Source organism: Mycobacterium asiaticum (assembly GCF_001673635.1).
Lineage (GTDB): Bacteria > Actinomycetota > Actinomycetes > Mycobacteriales > Mycobacteriaceae > Mycobacterium > Mycobacterium asiaticum_C.
The window spans coordinates 49,508-70,760 of the sequence record NZ_LZMH01000043.1 but is presented as its reverse complement, the minus strand read 5'-3'; the positions used below and the strand labels follow the sequence as shown (position 1 = coordinate 70,760).

Genomic DNA, 21,253 nt, shown 5'->3' with positions numbered 1-21,253 from the left:
TTCAATTGTTTCAATTGGCAAGCCGCGGGATAGACTGGTGCCATGTCCCCGGTCAATGCCCTCGTCACACAGGTTGAGGAACGCGTACGCCGCGACCCGGATTTCGCCAGGCTCCTCGACGCGCTGCTTGACGTGCCGACCGTTCCGCTCGAGCAGCTGGAGCGCGTCGCCGCGCGCAAGCTGAACAACGAGCGGCGGGCCGGGATGATGGGTGACTTCCGGGCCGGCGCCATCCCCACCCGCGAGGTCCAGGCCCGGCTGGGCTACGAGACGCCCCAAGCGGTGCACGAACTGCGCCGCCGCGGCAAGGTGCTCGGCGTCACCGTCGGCAACAACACCTGGTTCCCGGCCTGGCAGTTCCAGGACGGCCGGTTGCGGTCGGACCTGCCCGAGATCCTCACGGCGTTGGCGCGCTTCACCTCCGACCCGGTGGCCGCCGACCGCATCATGCGAATCAAGCGCGAGGAACTGGACGGCACGTCGATCTCGGAAGGGTTGCGGCGCAAGAAGACCGCCGACACCGCCTGGCGGCTGCTCGCCGGACTCGGTGCCTAGCCTCGCGGCGGGCTACCGGGCGCCGCTGCCGGACAGACGTCCGGTCGGCCTGGCCAGCCGCACCGTCCCGGTGGGCACCGAACTGTGGCGCGTCGAAGCGGCCGCGCCTGCCGACTGGACGTGGAGCGGGTTCCCACAACCGCGGTTCCGGTTCGATCCGGAGTCGGGCGGCTTCCGCACCCGTTACGCGGCGACCGCATCCGAGGGCGCGTTCCGGGAGCGCTATCGCGACACCGGCCGGATCATTCCCGCCGACCACGCGTCCCAACACCTGATCCGGCTGGTCGCGAACCGGCCGTTGCGGATCTTCGATCTCAGGACGCAACGCAATCTCGATGTCCTCGACGTCGACGACCAGATCAGCACCGGCCAGCGCAGCCGGGTATGGCACACCTGTCACCGACTGGCCGATGCCGCCCGCCGCTGGTGGCCCGAGCTCGACGCGATCGTGTACCGGTCGCGCACCACTCCCGAAACCTCGGTTAATTACGCATTCTTCGCCCACGACGCGTTCACTGCGGAATCGTGGTTACTTGCCGATCGGACCGATATCCTTGTCGACTTGGTACTTCGGCATGACTTCACCGTCAACTGGGAGATCTAAGGGAATGTCCGAAACGCCGACGCGCCCAGCGGCGCATCCGGCGTTGCGTGCCCTGGCCCGGGCATGGGCCCCGCGACCGACCGCGGCCAAACGTGCCGCCAAGGATTTCTGGCGGCCGCTGCCGCTGGCCGTGTGCGCCGAGGTCCGCTGGGCATTCCATCCGCCGCGGACCTGGCTCTCGGGTGTCCTGGCCAACCTCGTGCTGGCGGGCGCCTGGCTGCTGGTGCAACCACTGGCTTCTCGCGCCGAACATCCCACCCCGCACTTCCACCACAATCAGCTCGACTGGGTGGTCCTGGTCAGCACCTACTTCTCCTCGTTCATCCTCGCCGACGTCACGACCACCAATCTGCTTGGCGGCGACCACTATCGGGTCGCACAGGGTCTGGCCGACGGGGTGCCGATCTGGCGTGTGCTGGTGATCAAGAACCTGGCGCTGATCGTGATCGTCGGCCTGCCGACGCTAGCCGTCGCGGCGGCGCTCACGCTGTCCAAGGAAGGCGTGCCGCAGCTGGCCATGACCATCCCCAACGTCGCGGTGCCCATCGTCTCCTGGCTCGGCGTGGGCAATGTGCTTTCGGTGTTGCATCCGGTGCCGGCCGAACCCCTGATCCGCCGCTGGCGCCAGCGGCACAATCGGCGCCGCACCACGAGCTGGCTGGCCGCCGTTACGGTGCCGTACGCGGTGTACTACGTGGCCGACCCGATGGGCAGCTTCGAGCACAAGGTGTTCTGGACGCAGATACCGGCCGCGATCGGGCCGGTGTTCGGCCGCGACACCAAGAGCTTCGTGCATCTCGGCATGGCCGTGGCCGTGTGGATGGTCGGGACGGTTTTCGCGGTGCTCTGGGCACGTAAACGCGGGGTGCGGTTCGGCTGAGGCGAAATGGCGCCGAATTGCCACGCGCGACTCCAGCAAAGCGCACAATCGACCTACCGGCAGATCACAGCAGGAGGTTGGGCATGAGCCGCGTTCTTCGGCGTTGCGCGATCGGCGCGTTCGTTCTCGCATCGACGGTATCGACGTCACTGGCCGCGCCGGCCGTCAGTCGCGCCGACGACTGCGCGCCCGGCTGGGCGTGGAGCTTCGAGTTGAATCAGTGCGTCTTCGTGCTTCCCGCCGTGAATGGGCCCGGCGGCCCAGGGGGACCGGGCGGACCCGGTGGTCCGGGTGGACCGGGCGGTCCCGGTGGACCCGGCGGCCCAGGTGGCCCGGGCGGTCCCGGCCGCCACTGAAGCCCGGCCGGTGTGAATCGCTTCACACCGTCCCGGTTCTTAACCTAGCTAAGCGTTAAACTGGCTAAGTATCCTCTGGCTCGATATGGGAGAACAGCCGTGCCACGCACCGACAACGACACTTGGGATCTGGCGAGCAGCGTCGGCGCCACCGCGACCATGGTGGCCGCCGCCCGCGCAATCGCGACCAACGCCGACAACCCGGTGATCACCGACCAGTTCGCTGAACCGCTGGTCCGAGCCGTCGGCGTCGACTTCTTCACCCGTTGGGTCACCGGCGACCTCGCCGCCGCCGACGTCGACGACGACGAGTCGACCTGGAAGCTCGAACACATGCCGGCCGCGATGGCCGCGCGCACCCGCTTCTTCGACTCCTTCTTCCAGGACGCGACCCGGGCGGGGATCCGCCAGGCCGTCATCCTGGCGTCCGGACTGGACGCGCGCGCCTACCGGCTGACGTGGCCCGCCGGCACCACCGTCTTCGAGATCGACCAGCCCGAAGTGATCGCGTTCAAGACCACCACGCTGCAGAGTCTGGGCGCCGAACCGACGGCAGAGCTGCGCACGGTCGCCATCGACCTACGCCAAGACTGGCCCGCGGCCCTCGTCGAGGCCGGCCTGGACACCAGCAAGCCGACCGCCTGGATCGCCGAGGGCCTGCTCGGGTATCTACCGCCCGAGGCCCAGGATCGCCTGATGGACAACATCACCGCGCTCAGCGCCGACGGCAGCCGGCTGGCGGTCGAAGCGATCCCGAACCGGCCGGAGCGTGACACCGAGCAGGCGCGCGAGATGATGCGCCGCGCCACCGCCAAGTGGCGCGAGCACGGATTCGAGCTGGATTGGGAGAGCCTCGGTTTCGAGGGTGAGCGCAAGGACGTCGCCGAGTATCTGCAGCAGCTCGGCTGGCAGACCAGCGGAGTGCAGATGGGCGAGTTGCTCGACGAGCACGGTCTGGAACCCGTTCCGCAGTCCCATGACTCGGTGACGATGGCCGACACCATCTACTACACCTCGGTCCTGACCAAGTGACCGCTCCGCGCCGCGTACTCAACGACGCTGTCACCTCGATGTGGAGCGTGCTGTCCCCGGCCTACGACCTGCCGTTCCTGCAGCAGTGGGTCTACCGGCCGCCGCACGACGAGGTGATCGCCCAGCTGCGCGCCCACGGGGCCCGCCGGATCGCCGACATCGCCTGCGGCACGGGCGTGCTCAGCACCCGGATCGAACGGGAACTGCAGCCCGACGAGATCTACGGCGTCGACATGTCCGACGGCATGCTGGGTCAGGCCCGCGCCAAGTCCGACACGGTGCGGTGGCGGCGCGGTCCGGCCGAACAGCTGCCCTTTGCCGACGGGGAGCTGGATGCGGTGGTGACGACCTCGGCGTTTCACTTCTTCGACCAGCCGGCCGCGCTGCGCGAGTTCCACCGCGTGCTCGCCCCCGGAGGCCTGGTTGCCGTCGCGACCCTGAGCACCCGGCAACGGTTCCAGGTGCCGAGCAGGTGGAAACCGCAGCACAACCCCTCTCCGGCGGAGATGCGGACCCTGTTCGAGGACGCCGGCTTCACCGTCAGCGACCAGCACCGTATCCCGCGGCCGGTGTGGACGCGGCTCATCTCGGACCTGTTGACGGTGGGCACGAAAGGCTAGCCGCTGCTGGGAATCTGTCGCGCAGAGCCGGTAAAAGGCCAGGTGACTGCTTCCCGCTAAACCGCGCAGGTGCGGGACCCGTCACACCAGGTGTATCGGCGCGCGCATTCGGGTAGCCCAAAACCCGTGAGTGGTTCCACGTCAAGCGATCCGGTCGGCATTGGTGATGCCGACGAGTTCGGCGACTCCCATACCGGGACGGCCGACCCGCACACCGTGGCCATGATTCGCCGCAAGTTCGGCCACTGGCTCGACCAGCATCTGGAACTCGACGAGGAGCGCGCCGCCGACATCGTCCTTGCCACCGACGAGGCGATGTCCAACTGCGCCGACCATGCCTACCGCGTACTCAACCACGTCGGCGACCTGACACTCAAAATCACGTACTACCCGGTGTCCACCGAGCTCAGGGTCTGCGTCATCGACCACGGCCATTGGGTGGAGCCCGACACCTCGCCGTCGAACGCTCGAGGCCGGGGCATCATGCTGATGCGCACCCTCGCCGACGACTGCACCATCGACGGCGGAGCGGAGGGCACCACAGTGTGCCTCCGGTTTTTCGGTTGCCCACCGAACAACTTCGTCTTCAGCCAAGCAAGTTGATCGCCGCAAAGTCGAGCGTTTCAGGCCCGACGAATGCGGCTAAACCTCGGCAGGTTCATAAGTGAGCCTTCCGAGGGTCGATTTCCCCCGAGTGGTTGAGGAGCGCAGCATGAGCCGTGCCGTCACCGAAGTCTTCGCTACACCCCTGCGATTGAGCGCGCGCCTGGTTTCCGAACTCGGTGCGGAGAACAGCACGATGCGTGCCACCGTCCAGGGCTTCGATTCGGCGGTGATCGTCTATGTCGGTGGCGACATCGACGCGTGCAACGACGGCAATTGGCGGCTACTGCTGGCAGAAGCGTCGGCCTTCGTCACCGCACCTCAACTGTTCATCGTGGATGTCAACAGCGTGGAGTTCATGTCCTGCTCGGCGTACGAGGCGCTGGCCGAGGAGGCCCACCGGTGCCGGGAACGCGGCATCGATTTGTGCCTGGTCAGCATCGACCCGTCGGTGCGCCGCATCGTCGCCGCGTGCGGTCTTGACGACATCCTGTCCGTGCACGCTAGCGCGCCGCAGAGCCTGCAGCTCGTCGAGCCGTCGCACCACTATCAAGCCTGCTGAATCGCGTGCCTATGGGCGCCGCAAGGTGACGATGGTGATGTCGTCCTCGGTGTCGTTGGTAGCCATCGCCGTCCAGATCCAGTTCGCCGTAGCATCGCCGGTCCGACTCAGCGTCTCGGCCAACCGGTCCAGTCCGTCGTCGATCGACTCACCGCGCCGCTCCACCAAGCCGTCGGAGTACAGGACCAGGCCTTGCCCGGGCTCGACGGTGAACGCGCTGGCGGAGTAGGTCACGCCTCGCACGCCGATCGGCGGGGACAGTCGGATCGGCGCCGGAACCGAGCCGCCGCCCGAGTTCGTCAGGTAGGGGATCAGGTGGCCGGCGCACGCGGCCTCGACGTGTCCCAATTCCAGATCCACCCGCGCGGCGATCACGGTGGCGAACGCGCCGGGCATCAGGTGTAGACAGAAATCGTTGAGTTGCTGCAACGCGTCGGCCGGTGCGGCGCCGGCGAACAACTGCGAGCGCAGCGCGTTGCGCAGCTGTGCCATCGTGCCGGCTGCCGTGACGCCGTGCCCGGCGATGTCACCGATCAGCACGATCAGCCGGCCGTCGCGCAACTCGAACGCGTCGTACCAGTCACCGCCGACGTTGTCGCCGGCGGCGGGCTCGTAGTGCGCGGACAGCTGCCAGCTGTCGAGCGTCGGAATTGACTCCGGCAGCAGGCTGCGCTGCAGCGTCTCGGCCACCCGCAGCGCACCGCGCGTGCGGCGATACAGCGACTCCACCAGATAGCGCCGTAACGCCTCGGCGGACTCGCGCTCGGTGACCGTCCACGGTTCGCTGCGCTGGTGCACAACCTCGCGCCACCGGTCGAACGATTTGCGTGGGCTGAGCCGGACTCCGGAACCCTCATTGGTCGCGATCGCCTTGTTGTGCGGGTCGCCGCCCCAGTCGACCGAACGCAGCACCTCGCGGCGGAACCAGATGGCCGACTGGCCATCGGGCAGGTTCAGCGCCAATGCACCGGCGGCCAGCTGCGAATCGAAGCCGAGCTCGGGCAGCTCTTCGGAGAGGCATTCGCTGCTTGCGATCTCGTCGCCCGCGCCCCGCGCCCACTCGGCGACGGCGGACACGACTTCCGGCGGCGGCACCGACCCATGGGTGCGGCGGTCGCCCTGAATGTCGACAACGACGCCGTCGGCGGGCACCAAGTCGAGTAGGTCCGGCGCTCCAAGCAGGGTGGCGGCCAGCGGTTGGCTGTCGTCCGCCGCGGCGGCGGTGAGCTTGGCCAGCAGCGCCTGCGCCGCCAGTCGCTTCTGCAGCAGGTCGCCCTCGAACCGGTCGACCAGGCGCAACGACAGGGTTGATCCGAGGAACTCGGCGGCAGCGCGAGTGCCGAACGGCGGAAGGTGCGGGCCGGCGTAATGGTGGCAGGCGATGAGCCCCCACAACCGTCCGTGCCGCAGCAACGAGATCGACATCGACGCGTGCACGCCCATGTTCTGCAGGTACTCGATGTGGATCGGCGAGACACTGCGCAGCGTGGCGAAGGTCAGGTCCAGCGGCGCGCCGTTCGACGGGTCGATGGTCGGCACAATCGGCACCGGCGTGTAGTCGACGTCCGAGATCAACCGGATCCAGTTCTTCTCGTACAGCGCGCGGGCCTGAGCCGGGATATCACTGGCCGGATAGTGCAAGCCGAGGAACGAGTTCAGGTCGTCGCGCTTGGACTCGGCGACCACCTCGCCGTTGTAGTGCGCGTCATAGCGGTACACCATGACCCGGTCGAACCCGGTCAGGTCGCGCACCGCCCGCGCGGCCAGGTCGTACAACTCGGTGAGGGTGGCGGCGCGGTTCAAGTCCTCCACCGAGCTACGGACGGCTTGGTAGGTATTGGGAAAGGAAAACGGGCGTTCGCCATAGGCGATCTCGATTTCGACCAGCAGCACCCCGCCGGGGTCGCGGTGCAGGATGATGTCGAACGCTTTGGCTTCGCCGGCCACATCGATCACACACTCGACCGGATTGCGCTGCGCGAGATTGCCGAACGCGGATGCCGTCTGTTCTACGCGGGCGGCCTGCTCTTGGCCGAGCAGCGCCGAGAGGTGCCGTCCCACGACGGCGTCCACCGAACGGCCCAGCAGCCGTTCGACGTTGGCGCTGACCTGACGAACTTCGAAGCCGGGCTCACGCACCACGGCGAGCACGCCGCGCGGCTGGATACTGCCCGGGATGTGGATCGGTTCGCGGGCACAGTTGTCCAGGTCGATGGGTGTGCCGACCGGAAGCAGGTCCGCGACAGGTTGACCTTCCGGCGGCGGCGTCGGGATCCGACTCACGCGCACTCACCAACATTTTTTCCGGCCCTCAACAGGGCCTCACGGTTGTCGGCGGAGGCTGGTTCGAAAACGTGCCCGGTTCCCGGAACTGACTCCGCGCCTTGTGGCGACTAAAGGCTGCAAGCTCAACCCCATAGACAATCTACGCACATTGGCTCGGTCCCGCACGATCCACGCCGCGAAATCGAGCTATTCATCAGGAGCGAAAATGTTTTCGGCCATCATCCGCCGGCACCACGGTCGATAGCGGTCCGCGGTCCAGCCGTCTCGGGTGAGGCGCAGGTAGCTGTCGACGCTGCAGATCACCGCGGTGGTCTCGAGGAGTTCGTCGAAGGGCAGATCCTCGCGCAACCATCCCCGTTCGTGCGCAATCTCGAGAATTCGCCGAATCTGCTGGTTGATGCCGACGTTCAATTCATGCAGAAAGCGATCCACCTCGGGATCGTGGCTGGCGGCGCCGATCAACGCCGGCGCGATCCGCGCCGTCCCGAGGTGGACATTTGTCAGCGCCTCGATCAGGTGGCCGAGCGCCTCGTCGCTGGTCGCGCTGGCGGCGAACAGGCGCCCCACTTCGAGGTTGCGAATGTCCTCTTCGCCGGCGATGCCGAATGCGGCGTATTCGACGGCCGCCGTCAACAGCGCACCCTTGGGCCCGTGACCTTGCACTGTTTCCGGCGAGACGCCGGCGGCTTCGGCGATCTTGGCGAGCGTGGTGCGGGCATAGCCCTGCTCGGCAAACAACTCGGCCGCAGCGGCGAGTATGCGTTGCCGGGTCTGCTGAGCCTGGCGTTGGCGCAGCTCTGATCGATACGCGCGGGCGGGCCGCGCGGACGTCTTCGATATTGACTCCGGTGCCACAGTAATGAATACTACCATCAGGTAGTGAAGCATGACGCCAGGGGGCGAACATGGCATCGATCATCATCGGCAGCTTTCCCGCCCATGGTCATGTCTCGCCCATGCTCGAGATCGCCCGGATGTTCGTCGAACGCGGTGACTCCGTGCGGTTCATCACCGGAGCCCGCTTCGCCGATCGGGTGCGGGCGGTTGGCGCCGTGCACATTGCGCTGCCGCCCGAGGCCGACCTCGATGAGACCGTGCTGAAGAGATTTCCTGAACGCGCAAAGCTCAAGGGCCTCAAGGCTGCTGCCTTCGACATCGAGCACGTCTTCGTCCGGCCGGCGATCTATCAATATCAGGCGATCCGCGCGGCACATGCAACTGAACCCGCGGACTGCGTGCTGCTAGAACCGGCCACCATGGGCGGCGCGCTACTGCTCGGCCACCGTTGCCCGACCCGTCCGCCGATCGTCGTGTGCGGTGTCGTGCCGCTGCCGATCGCCAGTGCGGACACGGCGCCGTATGGCATGGGACTACCACCCGCCCGCTGGGCCAACCGGCAACGCAACGCGGCGCTGGGCGTACTGGGCAGGCGAATGTTGGCTGGGCCCAACAGGACCGCCGATGAGTTGTACGGGCAGGTGCACGGTTGCCGGCTGCCCTATTCGTTGATCGACTGGTGCGGCCATGCCGACGCGATCGTCCAGTTCACGATTCCTTCGTTCGAATATCCGCGCTCGGACGCGCCCGCCACACTGCACTTCGCCGGACCGCTCGGCGCCGCCGGCTCGCAGGCCCCGCTGCCGGATTGGTGGTCCGACCTGGACGGTTCCCGGCCGGTAGTGCACGTCACCCAGGGCACCGTCGCCAACGTCGATTACCGCCAGGCCATTGCGCCGACGCTGACGGCCCTGGCCGACGAGGACGTTCTGGTTGTGGTCAGCACCGGTGGGCGCCCGTTGGACACGCTACCGCCGTTACCCGAAAACGCCCGTGCCGCAATGTTTCTCCCCTACGACGAGCTGTTGCCGCGCACGGACGTCTACGTGACCAACGGCGGTTACGGGGGAGTGCAGTACGCCTTGCGGTACGGCGTGCCGATCGTGGCGACCGGCGGCAAAGAGGACAAGCCCGAGGTCGGCGCGCGGGTGGCGTGGTCGGGCGTCGGGCGCCGGCTGCGCACCGAACGGCCGTCGCCGAGGGCATTGCGCCGCGACATTCTCGCCGTGCTCAATGAGCCGCGCTACCGGGCACGAAGCCGTGACATCGCGGCCGAGATGGCCGCGGCACCCGGGTTCGCTTGCCTGGCGAACGTCGTCGACGACCTGATGCGCGCACCCTCGCCGCGGTGACCCCCGGCTCACCAACAATTCACATCTGACTAAATTCAGGGCGGATAGTTGGCTTAAGAGCTAGGAAGGAACCTCATGAACGCGCAGGTCGAGCAGCTGGAATTCCAGGCAGAGGCCCGGCAACTGCTGAATTTGATGGTCCATTCGGTCTACTCCAACAAGGACTCGTTCCTGCGGGAGCTGATCTCGAACGCCTCGGACGCGCTGGACAAGGTGCGGCTGGAAGCTTTGCGTAACAAGGACCTCGACGTCGACACCTCCGATCTGCACATCGAGCTGGACGTCGACAAGCAGTCGCGCACCCTGACTGTCCGCGACAACGGCATCGGTATGACCCGGGCCGAGGTGGTGGACCTGATCGGCACGCTGGCCAAGTCGGGCACGGCCGAACTGCGTCAGCAGCTCCGGGACGCCAAGAGCGGTGACGCATCCGAGGAACTGATCGGGCAGTTCGGCATCGGCTTCTACTCCTCGTTCATGGTCGCCGACAAGGTCGAGCTGGTGACCCGCAAGGCCGGCGAAAGCGAGGCCACCCGCTGGGAATCCAGCGGTGAGGGCACCTACACCATCGAGACCGTCGAGGACGCCCCCCAGGGCACGTCGGTCACACTGCACCTGAAGCCCGAGGACGCCGAGGACGAGCTGCACGACTACACCTCGGAGTGGAAGCTCAAGAGCTTGGTCAAGCAGTACTCGGACTTCATCGCGTGGCCGATCCGGATGGAGGTCGAACGCCGCACGCCTTCGGAAGAAGAGGGTGGCGAGGAGACCGTGACCATCGAGACCGAGACCCTCAACTCGATGAAGGCCCTGTGGGCCCGGCCGAAGGAGGAGGTGTCGGAGGAAGAGTACAAGGAGTTCTACAAGCACGTCGCGCACGCCTGGGACGACCCTCTCGAGGTCATCGCGATGAAGGCCGAAGGCACCTTCGAGTACCAGGCGCTGTTGTTCATCCCCTCCCAGGCACCGTTCGACCTGTTCAACCAGGACGCCAAGATCGGGGTCCAGCTTTACGTCAAGCGCGTGTTCATCATGGGTGACTGCGAAGACCTGATGCCGGTGTACCTGCGCTTCGTCAAGGGGGTCGTCGACGCACAAGACTTGTCGCTCAACGTTTCTCGCGAGATTTTGCAGAAGGACCGGCAGATCAACGCGATCCGCCGCCGGTTGACCAAGAAGGTGCTGTCGACGATCAAGGACATCCAGACCCAGCGGCCCGACGACTACCGCACCTTCTGGACCCAGTTCGGCAAGGTGCTCAAGGAAGGCCTGCTGTCGGATTTCGACAACCAGGAGACGTTGCTGGCCATTTCGTCGTTCGCCTCCACGCACAGCGAAGAGGAGCCGACCACGCTGGCGCAGTACGTCGAGCGGATGAAGGACGGGCAGACGCAGATCTTCTACGCCACCGGGGAGTCGCGCCAGCAGCTGCTGAAGTCGCCGCACCTGGAGGCGTTCAGGGCCAAGGGCTACGAGGTGCTGCTGCTCACCGACCCGGTCGACGAGATCTGGGTGGGCGTGGTCAACGAATTCGACGGCAAGCCGCTGCAGTCGGTGGCCAAGGGCGAGGTGGACCTGGATTCCGAGGAAGAGTCCTCGGCGGCCGAGCGCGAGGAGCAGGCGAAGGAATTCGCCGACCTGCTCAGCTGGCTCAAGGAAACCCTGAGCGAGCACGTCAAGGAGGTGCGGCTTTCCACCCGCCTGACCGATTCGCCGGCCTGCTTGATCACCGACGCCTTTGGGATCAGCCCGGCACTCGCGCGGCTCTACCAGGCATCCGGACAGGATGTGCCGGTGGGCAAACGGACGCTGGAACTGAACCCGAACCATCCGCTGGTGACCGGGCTGCGCCAAGCCCACGCGGACCGTCCGGACGATGACACGGTCGCCGAGACGGCCGAACTGCTCTATGGCACCGCCCTGCTGGCCGAGGGCGGCGCGTTGGAGGATCCGGCCCGGTTTGCCGAGCTGCTGGCCGACCGGCTGGCCCGGACGCTGTAAAAAACCAGGTTGGCGGGTTGAATACGGCCCGAAATGGTTACACGCATCGCATGACTGTGTTCCGGGCCATAGATCCGCATGGTCATGTGGTGGCGACCAGCGACTTCGACGACGCCGAGGCAGCGCACCGGTGGTTTGCCGAGACGATCGCCGGACGCTACCAACATGGCTGGCGGATGGAGGTTGACGACGACGGTCAGTGGGCCGGCTTCGACGACACCGGCGGCTTCACGGCCCCGTTGAGTCGGCGCCGGGTCGCCCACTGATTAGCGTCCCAGCTTCTCCTTGACCAGGTCGGTGATGAACCGGCCGGTCGAGACCGGCTTGAACGCACGTGCCGCGGCGGTGAGTGCGTTGCGCGACTCGGTGCTCAGCTCGATGTCGGCGGCGGCCACGTTGAACTCCAGCTGCTCGACGCTGGAGGCACCCGGAATGGCGACCACACCCGGCAGGCTGATCAGCCAGGCCAGCGCGACCTGCGCCGGCTTGGCGTCGACCTCGGCCGCCACATCACGCAACGTCTGCAGCAGCGGCTCGATGCGGCGCAGGTTCTCGGTGCCGAACAGCGGATTGGCCGCGCGGACCCCGCCGGGCCGGTTGTCGACGCCGTACTTGCCGCCGAGCAGTCCCTGCGCGAGCGGGCTGTAGGCGATGATGATGCGGTTCTCGCGCTGCGCCCAGGGCACCATGTGTTCGAGCACCCGCGGTTGGGCCAGCGAAAACTGCACCTGGTTGCTGATCACCGGACGCCCCAACGCGTCGTCGGCCTGCTGCCAGCGCGACAGCGAATAGTTGGAGACGCCGGCGGCGCCGATCTTGCCGTCGTCGAGCAGGTCGCGCATGCCCGGCATGATCACCGAGTCGGGAACCAGCGGATTGGACTGGTGGATCTGATACAGCGGGATGCGGTCGAGTTGCAGCCGGCGGGCGCTGGCCCGCGCGCGCTGCTTGATCACCGCCGGAAACGGGGCGACCGGAAAGATCTTGCTGGCCACCGCCACCTCGGCGCGCTCGGCACCGAGTGCTTCGCCGAGGATCCGCTCACTCTTGCCGAGGCCGTACACCTCGGCGGTGTCGAACAGCGTGACTCCCAGCGCGCGTGAGCGCTGCACGATGTCCCGGGCAGCACCGGAGGCGTAGCTGTCCCCGTAACCCCATTCCCGTGAGCCGAACTGCCAGGTGCCGAGTCCGATGCGACTGACTTGTCCGACGCCCTCGACGTCCACATATTTCATGAACCCCACCGTACCGACCGCCGATGACCTTGACATGCCCAGGCGAGCGTGCGATGACTGTCGGTGGTCGTGGTGGACGAGAGGGAGCGCTCGATGAGTCGAATGTTCGGCAGCATCAACCAGATTGGCTACGTGGTGCGCGACATCGACGCCGCCATGGATCGGTGGGTGCGCCACGGCGTCGGGCCGTGGTTCTACATCGGGGACGTCACCGTCGACTACTTCCGCTACCGGGGCATTGACTCAGACCTGAAAATGAGCGTCGCACTTGCCAATTCGGGTGAAGTGCAGCTGGAACTGATCCAGCAGCGCAACGACGCACCGTCGATGTACAAAGACTTTCTCGACTCCGGGAGGGAAGGGACCCAACACATCGCGTATTGGAATGACGACTATCAGGGACTGTATGACCGCGCGATAGCGGCCGGTTACACCGTCGCCCAGGAGGGCTGCATCGGCGGTGAGCGAGGGCGGTTCGCGTATCTCGACACCGAGTTCGAGCAGGGCACCGTCATCGAGATCAGCGATATCAGTGGCCCCAAGGGACAACTGTTCGGCTACATTCGCGAGGTAGCCAGGAACTGGGATGGCACCGAACCCGTCCGCGTGCTCGGATGAACAGCGGAGGGGCGGCCAGATGAAAGTTCATCACCTCAACTGCGGCAGCATGGATGCGCCGGGCAGCGCCTTGGTGTGTCACGTGCTGCTGGTCGAGTCCGACCGGGGACTTGTGTTGGTGGATACCGGATTTGGCCTACGCGACTGTGAGAACCCTGCGCGGGTTGGTCCGTTCCGGCATGTGATTCGCCCTGCGTTCGATCCGGCCGAGACCGCGGCGCGCCAGATCGAGACACTGGGCTTCCGGCGCACCGATGTTCGCCACATCGTCGTGACGCACTTCGACTTCGACCACATCGGCGGAATCGGCGATTTCCCGGACGCTTTCGTTCATGTGACCACGGCAGAGGCCCGCGGCGCCGTGCACGCTCCGTCGCTACGGGAGCGGGTCCGGTATCGCAGTGTGCAGTGGGCTCATCAACCGAAGCTGGTCGAGCACAGTCCCTGCTGCGGTTGCAGGAGGAGATGTTCTCGTTCAACCGCAAACAGCTGCACGACAACCAGGCGCGACTTGCCGAACTCTATGAACGACAGGATCCGGACGTGGTCATCGTGTGCGCACACGATCCGAGCCTGTTGGCACTTGCTCGGAAGACAGCCTGAATCAGCTGGTCGGCGGCGGCACAGGTTCGTCGGAATGTGCGTCGTGCCAGCGCAGTTCCGCGTCTCGAACCTGGCGGTGCGCGCGTCGCAACCACGCCAGTCCGGCGCCGCCGATCACGAGGCCGGCCACGGCGCAGACCGTTCCGGCCGCGATGCTGCCATTGGCCAGCGCGGCCAGGCCGATGATCAGACCGGCTACCCCGAGCGCGACGCCGACGATGCCAAGGGCGTTCGTACCGTTCTTCATCGTCTCGCCGGCGTGCTGCCGGGTGGTGCGATGGTGGTCGATCGGGTCGGTCTCTGGATTGGTCACATTTGCTCCTTGCCGTGAAGCCACATACCCGGCGACACGGGGGCTAAACGGTGACGCGGGCCACCTGAGATGGGGTGACGTTTGATGTCGCGGGCGCAAGGGGTGGCCGATCCGAGGCAAGGGATAGCCGCGTCGGCCCAGGGCAACGTCATGCTGCCAAACCGGTAACCCCGTTCTCATTCGCTTCTGGCGGTGTGTCATAGTCGGCTACGGAGGTCGATATGGCGAGAACAGTGGTGATCGGAGCCTCGAGCGGTCTGGGGCGCTGTATTGGTGTCGGCTTGGCGCAACGCGGCGATCAGGTCGCGCTGCTCGCCCGGCGGCGGGAACGCATCGAGTCCGCCGCCCACGAGGCGGGATCGGCGGCCACCGCCATCGAATGCGATGTGACCGATGAGGCATCCGCGCAAGCCGGCATCAGCGCCGCGGCCGAGGCGTTGGGCGGCATCGACAACCTCGTCTACGCCCCGGCCATCAGTCCGCTGGTGCGCCTGGTCGATACCGACGCGCAGACTTGGCGGCGGGTGTTCGATACCAACGTGATTGGTGCATCGCTGGCGACGGCGGCCGCCGTCGGCCATCTGGCGGCGTCAGCGGGCAAGGTGGTGTACCTGTCTTCGGATGCGGGCACCTTCGGTCCGCCGTGGCCGGGGCTCGGCGCGTACGGCGTCAGCAAGGCGGCGCTGGAGCGGCTGGTCGAGGCGTGGCGCGCCGAACACCCCGAGATCGGCTTCACCAACCTCATCGTCGGCGAGTGCGCCGGCGGAGAGGGGGAGGCCCAAACGGGGATGAACACCGGGTGGGATCGCGAACTCGCCATGCAGGCCTATCCGCTGTGGGTCTCTCGCGGTTGCATGCCGGGTCAGCTGATGCCGGTCGAGGATCTCGTCGAGGTCGTGCACACGATCCTGCGCACCAACGCTTCGACGTCCATGCCGGTGGTGATCGCCCGGGGGGCACCGGCGGCGGCCGGGGCTGTGCTGGGCGGCCAGCGACCCTAGCTGCCGGGGGCGGCCACGAGGCACCGGCCACCGGCGGTATCGAAAAAGACCTCGGCGACCGCGGATTGCGGAATGGCTGGGAACTCGAAGCGGTGCACCTGTTGGCCCGCCTCGATGGTGCTCTCCAGCGTTTCGGTGCTGCCGTCCTTCTTGATCACCACCGCGGTGACCTGTTCGGCGGTCAAAATATGTTGCGGCTCATGGAAGTACCACACTTCGATGCCGGCGCCGGAAGACGTCGGCTGCCAGCCATCAGAGGAGAAGCAGGCCGGTGCGGCGGCCGCGGGCTGCCATCCGGCGGTCGCGAAGCAGCCCGCGGCCAGGACGAGCGCAAACATTTTCGACACGAGGGTTCCTTCCCGGTTCCCGGCTTAGCTGCGCGGATGAATGAAAATACCCTCCGCCGACACCATTACGCCCGCTTCGCCGCTGATCTGTCCCGCCGCAAACGTCTTGACGCCATCGATCCTGTCCACCCACGCGTCCGCGCGCAGTGGCTGCCGCAACGGTGTGGGTTTGTGGTAGCGCAGGGTCAATGTCCCGGTGTAGGCGGGCTTGCCCGGCTGGTGTGCCGTGGCGCCCAGCACATGGTCGAGAATCAGCGCCGACACGCCTCCGTGCACGTGTCCGACGGGCCCTTCGAACGCGGCGCCCAAATTGAACTCGGTCCACACCGACCCGTCGTCCTCATGGTGAACCACTAACGGCGGCGCCGACGGATTACGAACGCCGATAACAACATTGCCGGATGCGATGCCCTGACCGTCGTCGATTTCCCGCTGCCCGAACGTGCCCGGCATGAGCTCGGCGCTGAGTTGCGCGGTGACGCTGTCGATTCTGACGGTGGCGTCGGCGATGACGTCGTGGTCGACCTCGGTGCGGATCGTCGCGTCGATCAAGCGGCGCACCGACGCTGCCAACGTCTCGTATACGGGCAACGAATCAGTCATCGACGCAAACGAATCCACCATGCCCGTCACGATAGAGCAGCCGTGATTGTCCCGGTCAGCGGTCCGTGCCTGAGCGATTCGACGGTGGGGATTGTTAACCTGGCGAAGTGAGCGAACCCAGCGCACCCAGCGACAAGGTGAAGTCGGCGCTGGCCGCCACCAGCTGGGCGCTACTGGGCATGATGTCCTACGAGGAAGAGATCTCGGGCTACGACCTGAAGAAGTGGATCGATTGGAGCGTCGACCTCTACTACTGGAGCCCGTCCTACAGCCAGATCTACACCGAGCTGAAGAAGCTGGAAAGCCTCGGTTTGGTGACATCGCGCGTCGAGCGCGACGAGGGCACCCGCAGCCGGCGCCTCTACAAGATCACTCCGGAGGGTATGGCCGCGATCACCGACTGGACCAACAATGCGCCGCTGGACCCACCGGTACTCAAACACAGCATGCTGCTTCGGGTTACGTTCGGTCACCTGAGCAACCCAACCCGGCTCAAGGAGCTGCTGGCCGAACACGTGGCCTACGCCGAAGCCCGGTACCGCAAAGCCGTCGAGGACGCCGAGGGTGCCGAGGTGCAGCCCGCATGGGCGTATTCGGTGATGGCCCTGCGCTGGGCCGCCAAGTATTACGCGGCCGAGCGTGAATTCGCGCTGGAGTTGATGAAGGATATCGACGAGGCCGGCGCCGTCATCGAGAACGCAGCCAAAGGCGGGTTCGGCAAACCTCGGCCCACGCCGGGCTATTGGCGCGAGGTCGAGAAGCAGGTCCAGGCCAAGCGCGCCGCGGACTAACCCGCTGCGTCTCGCGCGGGGTTGCGCGCCGCGTCCCGGGCCGCGATGTAGCCGTACACCAGGCCCTGCGCGATCGTGGCGCCCGCACCCGGATAGGAAGTGCCGAACGCATTGGCGGCGGTGTTGCCGATGGCATACAGCCCGGGGATCACGCTGCCGTCCTCGCGCAGCACCCGCGCGCGTTCGTCGGCCCGAAGCCCACCGCACGTGCCCAGGTCGCTCAACACCATTTTCACCGCGTAGAACGGTCCGTTGGTCAGCGGGCGCAGGTTGGGGTTGGGTTTGATGGTCGGGTCGCCGTAGTAACGGTCGTAGGCGCTTTCGCCGCGGTGGAACTCGGGATCCCTACCCGCAACGGCGTTTTCGTTGAACCGGCGCATCGTTTCGGTGAATTCCGACGTTGGAACACCGATCTGCGCCGCCAGGTCGGCCAGCGTATCGGCACGCGCGGCGATCCCCGCGTCGAACCACAATTGCGGCACCTTCATCCGCGGGAAGAGTTCGGCGCCAAAGACATAACTGTTCCGATATTGCCGGTCAAATACGATCCACATCGTTTCGACGGGACTGCCGGACCGCTCCAGTTCGAGCAGCCGCTGGCCGAACGACATGTAGTCCGACGCCTCGTTGGTGAACCGGCGACCGTGCTGGTTCACGATCACGCAACCCGGTAGCGACCGTTCGGCCAGCATCACCGTCGGCGCCTTGCCGGGCAGCGGCGCGATCGCGGGGAACCACCACGCCTGGTCCATCAGGTCGATGCCGGCACCGATCTCCTGGGCGACCCGGATCCCATCGCCGGTATTGGTGTCGGCACCGAGGCTTTGGTTCGCCCCGAGCGACTCCGACTGAAACTTCCACCGCATGTCCATGCTGTGGTCGAAGCCCCCGGTGGCCAGCACGACGCCGCGGCGGGTGGTGACGGTCACCTCGCGGCCGCCGTGGCTGAGCACCGCGCCGGTCACCCGGTCACCGTCGTCGAGTAGGCGCGAAAGCGAGGTGCCGGTCCACACCGGGATGCCGGCGTTGATCACCCCGGCGAGCATGCCGGCCGCCAGGCCCTGGCCGCCCGCGGCGTAGCGCCGCCCGATCAGCAGCCCGCCCATGCCCTGGGCGATGCGCTTGCCGAATGTCGGTATGCCCTTGCGCGGCACGCGCGCAACCAGATTCATCCACCGGTAGTCGGCACCCGTCGTCGGAATCGCGAACCCGGCCTCCAGCACACCGGGCCGCAGGCGGGTGCGGTACTGGCCCAGGATCGCGGTGTCGAACGGATGGCACTCGCAGGTGCGGCCCGCCGCGCTGCCGCCCGGCTCCTCGGGGTGGTAGTCGGAATAGTCGCGGGCCCAGAACAGCCGCAGGGGCGTGGTGCGCCGCAGCATGTCGACCATTGCGGGCACGTGTTGGACAAACCCAATTGACCGCTGTGCGGGTGCCGAGCCGGCGACCACCGCCTCGAGGTAGCTGGTGGCCTTGGCGGCGGTGTCGCCCGCGCCGGCTTCCTGGAGGATGGGCCCGGCGGGCAACCAGAGGGCGCCGCCCGAGCGGGCCGTCGACCCGCCCACGCAGAGCGACTTCTCCACGATCAGCACCGAAAGCCCCAGCTCATGGGCGGTCAGCGCGGCGGCCATGCCGGTGCCGGAGCCGACCACCAGCAGATCCACGGAAATGTCGGCGACGGCGAGTCCGGACGGGATCGTCGCGCTGGGTGCAGTCACAGTTCTCACGCTAGGCCGGTCTGATCTGGGCGCGGAAGAGGCTTCCTGATCAGTGGAACATGTGATCGCCAAGCCGGGCCGGGGGGCGTTGAATGATGGCTATGACGTCGCAGCCCGAGACCGACGAGATTCGGCTGATTGAGGCCCAACCCGCGCCCACCCGGTTCGCCCGGGGCTGGCACTGCCTGGGCTTGGTCCGAGATTTCGGTGACGGCAAGCCGCACGCCATCAACGCGTTCGGTCAGAAGCTCGTCGTCTTTCGCAGCGGGGACGGCAGGATCAACGTGCTGGACAGCTACTGCCGGCACATGGGCGGTGACCTCTCGCAGGGCGAGGTGAAAGGTGACGAGCTCGCGTGTCCGTTCCACGATTGGCGGTGGGGTGGCGACGGCCGGTGCAAGCAGGTGCCCTATGCGCGGCGCACGCCGCGCACGGCCCGCACGAGAACCTGGACCACCATGGAGCAGGACGGGATGTTGTTCGTGTGGAACGACCCCGAAGGCAACCCACCCTCGCCAGACGCGACCATCCCGCGTATCGAGGGCGCCAGCAGCGACGAGTGGACCGACTGGCATTGGTACACCACCGTCGTCGGCAGCAACTGCCGCGAAATCATCGACAACGTGGTGGATATGGCGCACTTCTTCTACATCCACGGCTCGTTGCCCACCTACTTCAAGAACATCTTCGAGGGACACGTCGCCACGCAGTACATGAACGGCGAGGGGCGGCCGGATATGGGTGGTGAGGGCTCGAAGATGCTCGGCACCACCTCGGTGGCGTCCTATTTCGGCCCGTCCTTCATGATCGACGATCTGACCTACCACTACGAAGACGGTGACCAGCAGACGGTCCTGATCAACTGCCACTATCCGATCGACGCCAATTCCTTTGTGCTGCAATACGGCATCATCGTCAAGAAGTCCGAGACGCTGCCCGAGGACGAGGCCATGCAGACCGCGATCAGCCTCGGCGACTACGTGAAGATGGGCTTTGAGCAGGACGTCGAGATCTGGCGGCACAAGGCGCGGATCGACAACCCGCTGCTGGTCGAGGAGGACGGCCCCGTGTACCAGCTGCGGCGCTGGTATCAACAGTTCTATGTCGATGTCGCCGACGTGCAGCCAGACATGGTGGACCGCTTCGAGTTCGAACTGGACACCACCCGGCCCTATGAGGCGTGGATGAAGCAGATCGAGGCGAACATGGCCGCCAAGGCGGGTTCGGTGTCGTGATGCTCTCGGTGCGGACCGACAACCGGCTCGACGACATGCCGATGGCTCCGGTGTCGTGCGGCGCGTGTGGGGCCGCGGTGCTGGTGCGCAAGAGCAGCTGGAATCAGACCAGCGTGCAGTGGAACGCCGCGGCGTCCGCGCAATGCGCCGAGCGTCGCGACGCCGACCGGATCGCCGGGCACCACCGGCGGCCGTTCCTGGCCTGCTCGGCCCTGCGGGAGTCGATCGAAGCCGCCATCGTGGCAGGGAATTTGGCGATCGTTGACGGACTTTGACGCTCCCGTTGCGGTGGTGACCGGCGCCAGTCGCGGTGCCGGCCGCGGTATCGCCTGGGCACTGGCGGCTTCCGGGTGGCGGGTGTATGGCACCGGGCGCACCATCACTGACGCGCCCCCGGGTGGGGTCGCGGTTCGGCTCGATCACAGCGACGACGACGCCGTGGCCGCGTTCTTCGACCGGGTGCGTGCCGACGGTGGCCTGGATCTGCTGGTGAACAACGCCGCCGTCATCTCCGACGAACTTGTCAGCCCGAAACCGTTCTGGGAGAAGCCGCTTGGGTTGGCGGACGTATTGGATGTTGGACTGCGGTCTTCTTACGCGGCGTCCTGGCATGCCGCGCCGCTGCTGGTGTCACGCGGTCGTGGCCTCATTGCCTTCACCTCGTCACCGGGATCCGTGTGCTACATGCATGGGCCCGCATACGGGGCGCAGAAAGCCGGGGTCGACAAAATGGCCGCCGACATGGCAGTCGACTTTCGTGGGACGGGCGTTGCGGCGGTGTCGATCTGGATGGGCATTCTGCTCACCGAACGACTGCGCGGCGCCTTCGAAGGAAATCCGAAAGCGTTGGCGGCGACCGCCGAGCACGCCGAAACACCGGAATTCACCGGGCATTTGATCGATGCGCTGTATCGGGACCCCGGCCTGGCCGAGCTGAGCGGGCGGACGTTCATCGGGGCGGAGTTGGCGGACCGCTACGGCATCACCGACGAGGGTGGCCGCCGGCCGCCGTCGCACCGGCACCTGGGCGCGCCGCGTGACCCGAGCAGCGTGGTGGTCCGGTAGGGATGCTAGCCCGCGGGGCTTTCGCGAGCAGCGTGG

At 66.5% G+C, this 21,253-nt stretch carries 24 protein-coding genes and 1 pseudogene; 18 read left to right on the top strand and 7 right to left on the bottom strand.

Going from position 1 to position 21,253, the window contains the following annotated elements; translation table 11 throughout:
* Positions 1–42 precede the first annotated feature (42 nt).
* From A5645_RS12450 to A5645_RS12420, 8 genes are all read left to right on the top strand, one after another.
* Positions 43–555 carry a hypothetical protein gene (locus A5645_RS12450; RefSeq protein WP_065036293.1) on the top strand — a complete coding sequence of 171 codons (513 nt, stop codon included), beginning with the start codon at positions 43–45 and terminating at the stop codon, positions 553–555.
* Positions 548–1,159 (top strand): RES family NAD+ phosphorylase, encoded by a 612-nt coding sequence (locus A5645_RS12445; RefSeq protein WP_081288312.1) that lies wholly within the window; start codon positions 548–550, stop codon positions 1,157–1,159. Before A5645_RS12450 ends, A5645_RS12445 begins: the two co-directional genes overlap by 8 nt.
* A 4-nt stretch (positions 1,160–1,163) precedes the next feature.
* Positions 1,164–2,039 carry a hypothetical protein gene (locus A5645_RS12440; RefSeq protein ID WP_065129696.1) on the top strand — a complete coding sequence of 292 codons (876 nt, stop codon included), beginning with the start codon at positions 1,164–1,166 and terminating at the stop codon, positions 2,037–2,039.
* An 83-nt stretch (positions 2,040–2,122) separates the two neighbouring features.
* Positions 2,123–2,395 carry a hypothetical protein gene (locus A5645_RS28340; RefSeq protein WP_155770118.1) on the top strand — a complete coding sequence of 91 codons (273 nt, stop codon included), beginning with the start codon at positions 2,123–2,125 and terminating at the stop codon, positions 2,393–2,395.
* Between the two features lie 99 nt (positions 2,396–2,494).
* Positions 2,495–3,427 carry an SAM-dependent methyltransferase gene (locus A5645_RS12435; RefSeq protein WP_065129695.1) on the top strand — a complete coding sequence of 311 codons (933 nt, stop codon included), beginning with the start codon at positions 2,495–2,497 and terminating at the stop codon, positions 3,425–3,427.
* Entirely contained in the window at positions 3,424–4,047 is a 624-nt protein-coding gene (locus A5645_RS12430) for a class I SAM-dependent methyltransferase (RefSeq protein ID WP_065036290.1), read from the top strand. Before A5645_RS12435 ends, A5645_RS12430 begins: the two co-directional genes overlap by 4 nt.
* 126 nt (positions 4,048–4,173) lie before the next feature.
* Positions 4,174–4,650, top strand: coding sequence for an ATP-binding protein (locus A5645_RS12425; protein ID WP_081288311.1), 477 nt, complete (start codon positions 4,174–4,176; stop codon positions 4,648–4,650).
* A gap of 109 nt (positions 4,651–4,759) precedes the next feature.
* Positions 4,760–5,212 carry an anti-sigma factor antagonist gene (locus A5645_RS12420; RefSeq protein ID WP_065129694.1) on the top strand — a complete coding sequence of 151 codons (453 nt, stop codon included), beginning with the start codon at positions 4,760–4,762 and terminating at the stop codon, positions 5,210–5,212.
* A gap of 9 nt (positions 5,213–5,221) precedes the next feature.
* On the opposite strand, the gene A5645_RS12415 is transcribed toward A5645_RS12420, so the two are convergent.
* Both A5645_RS12415 and A5645_RS12410 read right to left on the bottom strand, forming a co-directional pair.
* The gene (locus A5645_RS12415) at positions 5,222–7,495 is read right to left on the bottom strand and encodes a SpoIIE family protein phosphatase (RefSeq protein WP_253866964.1); all 2,274 of its coding nucleotides are present in this window, start codon (positions 7,493–7,495) and stop codon (positions 5,222–5,224) included.
* Positions 7,496–7,684: 189 nt separating this feature from the next.
* A complete protein-coding gene (locus A5645_RS12410; protein WP_216638303.1) occupies positions 7,685–8,353 on the bottom strand; it encodes a TetR/AcrR family transcriptional regulator in 669 nt (222 codons plus the stop codon).
* 50 nt (positions 8,354–8,403) lie between these two features.
* On the opposite strand from A5645_RS12410, the gene A5645_RS12405 reads away from it, so the two are divergent.
* The 3 genes from A5645_RS12405 to A5645_RS12395 all read left to right on the top strand — a co-directional run bounded on the left by A5645_RS12405 (position 8,404) and on the right by A5645_RS12395 (position 11,954).
* Positions 8,404–9,687: a glycosyltransferase gene (locus A5645_RS12405; protein WP_065129692.1), complete on the top strand. Its 1,284-nt coding sequence runs from the start codon at positions 8,404–8,406 to the stop codon at positions 9,685–9,687.
* 75 nt (positions 9,688–9,762) lie between these two features.
* Positions 9,763–11,688 carry a molecular chaperone HtpG gene (htpG, locus tag A5645_RS12400; protein WP_065129691.1) on the top strand — a complete coding sequence of 642 codons (1,926 nt, stop codon included), beginning with the start codon at positions 9,763–9,765 and terminating at the stop codon, positions 11,686–11,688.
* Positions 11,689–11,738: 50 nt separating this feature from the next.
* Complete coding sequence (locus tag A5645_RS12395) at positions 11,739–11,954, top strand: hypothetical protein (RefSeq protein ID WP_065036285.1); 216 nt, start codon at positions 11,739–11,741, stop codon at positions 11,952–11,954.
* On the opposite strand, the gene A5645_RS12390 is transcribed toward A5645_RS12395, so the two are convergent.
* On the bottom strand, positions 11,955–12,923 hold the full coding sequence (locus tag A5645_RS12390) for an aldo/keto reductase (RefSeq protein WP_065129690.1): 969 nt from the start codon (positions 12,921–12,923) through the stop codon (positions 11,955–11,957).
* Positions 12,924–13,016: 93 nt separating this feature from the next.
* Between A5645_RS12390 and A5645_RS12385 the strand changes: the two genes are divergently transcribed.
* The gene (locus tag A5645_RS12385) at positions 13,017–13,541 is read left to right on the top strand and encodes a VOC family protein (protein ID WP_065129769.1); all 525 of its coding nucleotides are present in this window, start codon (positions 13,017–13,019) and stop codon (positions 13,539–13,541) included.
* A 19-nt stretch (positions 13,542–13,560) separates the two neighbouring features.
* Positions 13,561–14,144 (top strand): annotated as a pseudogene (locus A5645_RS12380) (MBL fold metallo-hydrolase).
* Position 14,145: 1 nt separating this feature from the next.
* On the opposite strand, the gene A5645_RS12375 reads toward A5645_RS12380, so the two are convergent.
* Positions 14,146–14,457, bottom strand: a complete 312-nt coding sequence (locus A5645_RS12375; RefSeq protein ID WP_253866963.1) for a hypothetical protein — start codon at positions 14,455–14,457, stop codon at positions 14,146–14,148.
* A 233-nt stretch (positions 14,458–14,690) separates the two neighbouring features.
* Between A5645_RS12375 and A5645_RS12370 the strand changes: the two genes are divergently transcribed.
* The gene (locus tag A5645_RS12370) at positions 14,691–15,458 is read left to right on the top strand and encodes an SDR family oxidoreductase (RefSeq protein ID WP_172830531.1); all 768 of its coding nucleotides are present in this window, start codon (positions 14,691–14,693) and stop codon (positions 15,456–15,458) included.
* Here A5645_RS12370 and A5645_RS12365 read toward each other — a convergent pair.
* Together A5645_RS12365 and A5645_RS12360 are read right to left on the bottom strand one after the other, a co-directional pair.
* Positions 15,455–15,805 (bottom strand): hypothetical protein, encoded by a 351-nt coding sequence (locus A5645_RS12365; protein ID WP_253866962.1) that lies wholly within the window; start codon positions 15,803–15,805, stop codon positions 15,455–15,457. The genes A5645_RS12370 and A5645_RS12365 overlap by 4 nt on opposite strands.
* 24 nt (positions 15,806–15,829) lie before the next feature.
* On the bottom strand, positions 15,830–16,408 hold the full coding sequence (locus A5645_RS12360; protein WP_081288325.1) for a PaaI family thioesterase: 579 nt from the start codon (positions 16,406–16,408) through the stop codon (positions 15,830–15,832).
* Between the two features lie 179 nt (positions 16,409–16,587).
* On the opposite strand from A5645_RS12360, the gene A5645_RS12355 reads away from it, so the two are divergent.
* A complete protein-coding gene (locus A5645_RS12355) occupies positions 16,588–17,199 on the top strand; it encodes a PadR family transcriptional regulator (protein ID WP_231123182.1) in 612 nt (203 codons plus the stop codon).
* On the opposite strand, the gene A5645_RS12350 is transcribed toward A5645_RS12355, so the two are convergent.
* Entirely contained in the window at positions 17,196–18,917 is a 1,722-nt protein-coding gene (locus tag A5645_RS12350) for a 3-ketosteroid-delta-1-dehydrogenase (RefSeq protein ID WP_065129687.1), read from the bottom strand. The two genes, A5645_RS12355 and A5645_RS12350, sit on opposite strands and share 4 nt — an antisense overlap.
* A 101-nt stretch (positions 18,918–19,018) precedes the next feature.
* Here A5645_RS12350 and A5645_RS12345 point away from each other — a divergent pair, with 101 nt between their 5' ends.
* From A5645_RS12345 to A5645_RS12335, 3 genes are read left to right on the top strand one after another with little or no spacing between them, the layout of a single operon-like run.
* Positions 19,019–20,152, top strand: coding sequence for a 3-ketosteroid-9-alpha-monooxygenase, oxygenase component (locus tag A5645_RS12345; RefSeq protein WP_065036279.1), 1,134 nt, complete (start codon positions 19,019–19,021; stop codon positions 20,150–20,152).
* Entirely contained in the window at positions 20,152–20,427 is a 276-nt protein-coding gene (locus A5645_RS12340) for a ferredoxin (RefSeq protein ID WP_065129767.1), read from the top strand. Before A5645_RS12345 ends, A5645_RS12340 begins: the two co-directional genes overlap by 1 nt.
* Positions 20,414–21,217, top strand: a complete 804-nt coding sequence (locus A5645_RS12335) for an SDR family NAD(P)-dependent oxidoreductase (protein WP_065129686.1) — start codon at positions 20,414–20,416, stop codon at positions 21,215–21,217. The genes A5645_RS12340 and A5645_RS12335 overlap by 14 nt, the downstream gene beginning before the upstream one ends.
* Positions 21,218–21,253: the final 36 nt, after the last annotated feature.

Excerpts from the sequence above, each read along its gene's own strand:
- A5645_RS12450 (WP_065036293.1), top strand. The coding sequence starts at position 43 with ATGTCCCCGGTCAATGCCCTCGTCACACAGGTTGAGGAACGCGTACGC.
- A5645_RS12440 (WP_065129696.1), top strand. The coding sequence starts at position 1,164 with ATGTCCGAAACGCCGACGCGCCCAGCGGCGCATCCGGCGTTGCGTGCC.
- A5645_RS28340 (WP_155770118.1), top strand. The coding sequence starts at position 2,123 with ATGAGCCGCGTTCTTCGGCGTTGCGCGATCGGCGCGTTCGTTCTCGCA.
- A5645_RS12420 (WP_065129694.1), top strand. The coding sequence starts at position 4,760 with ATGAGCCGTGCCGTCACCGAAGTCTTCGCTACACCCCTGCGATTGAGC.
- A5645_RS12405 (WP_065129692.1), top strand. The coding sequence starts at position 8,404 with ATGGCATCGATCATCATCGGCAGCTTTCCCGCCCATGGTCATGTCTCG.
- htpG (WP_065129691.1), top strand. The coding sequence starts at position 9,763 with ATGAACGCGCAGGTCGAGCAGCTGGAATTCCAGGCAGAGGCCCGGCAA.
- A5645_RS12395 (WP_065036285.1), top strand. The coding sequence starts at position 11,739 with ATGACTGTGTTCCGGGCCATAGATCCGCATGGTCATGTGGTGGCGACC.
- A5645_RS12390 (WP_065129690.1), bottom strand. The coding sequence starts at position 12,923 with ATGAAATATGTGGACGTCGAGGGCGTCGGACAAGTCAGTCGCATCGGA.
- A5645_RS12385 (WP_065129769.1), top strand. The coding sequence starts at position 13,017 with ATGAGTCGAATGTTCGGCAGCATCAACCAGATTGGCTACGTGGTGCGC.
- A5645_RS12360 (WP_081288325.1), bottom strand. The coding sequence starts at position 16,408 with ATGACTGATTCGTTGCCCGTATACGAGACGTTGGCAGCGTCGGTGCGC.
- A5645_RS12355 (WP_231123182.1), top strand. The coding sequence starts at position 16,588 with ATGATGTCCTACGAGGAAGAGATCTCGGGCTACGACCTGAAGAAGTGG.
- A5645_RS12345 (WP_065036279.1), top strand. The coding sequence starts at position 19,019 with ATGACGTCGCAGCCCGAGACCGACGAGATTCGGCTGATTGAGGCCCAA.
- A5645_RS12340 (WP_065129767.1), top strand. The coding sequence starts at position 20,152 with ATGCTCTCGGTGCGGACCGACAACCGGCTCGACGACATGCCGATGGCT.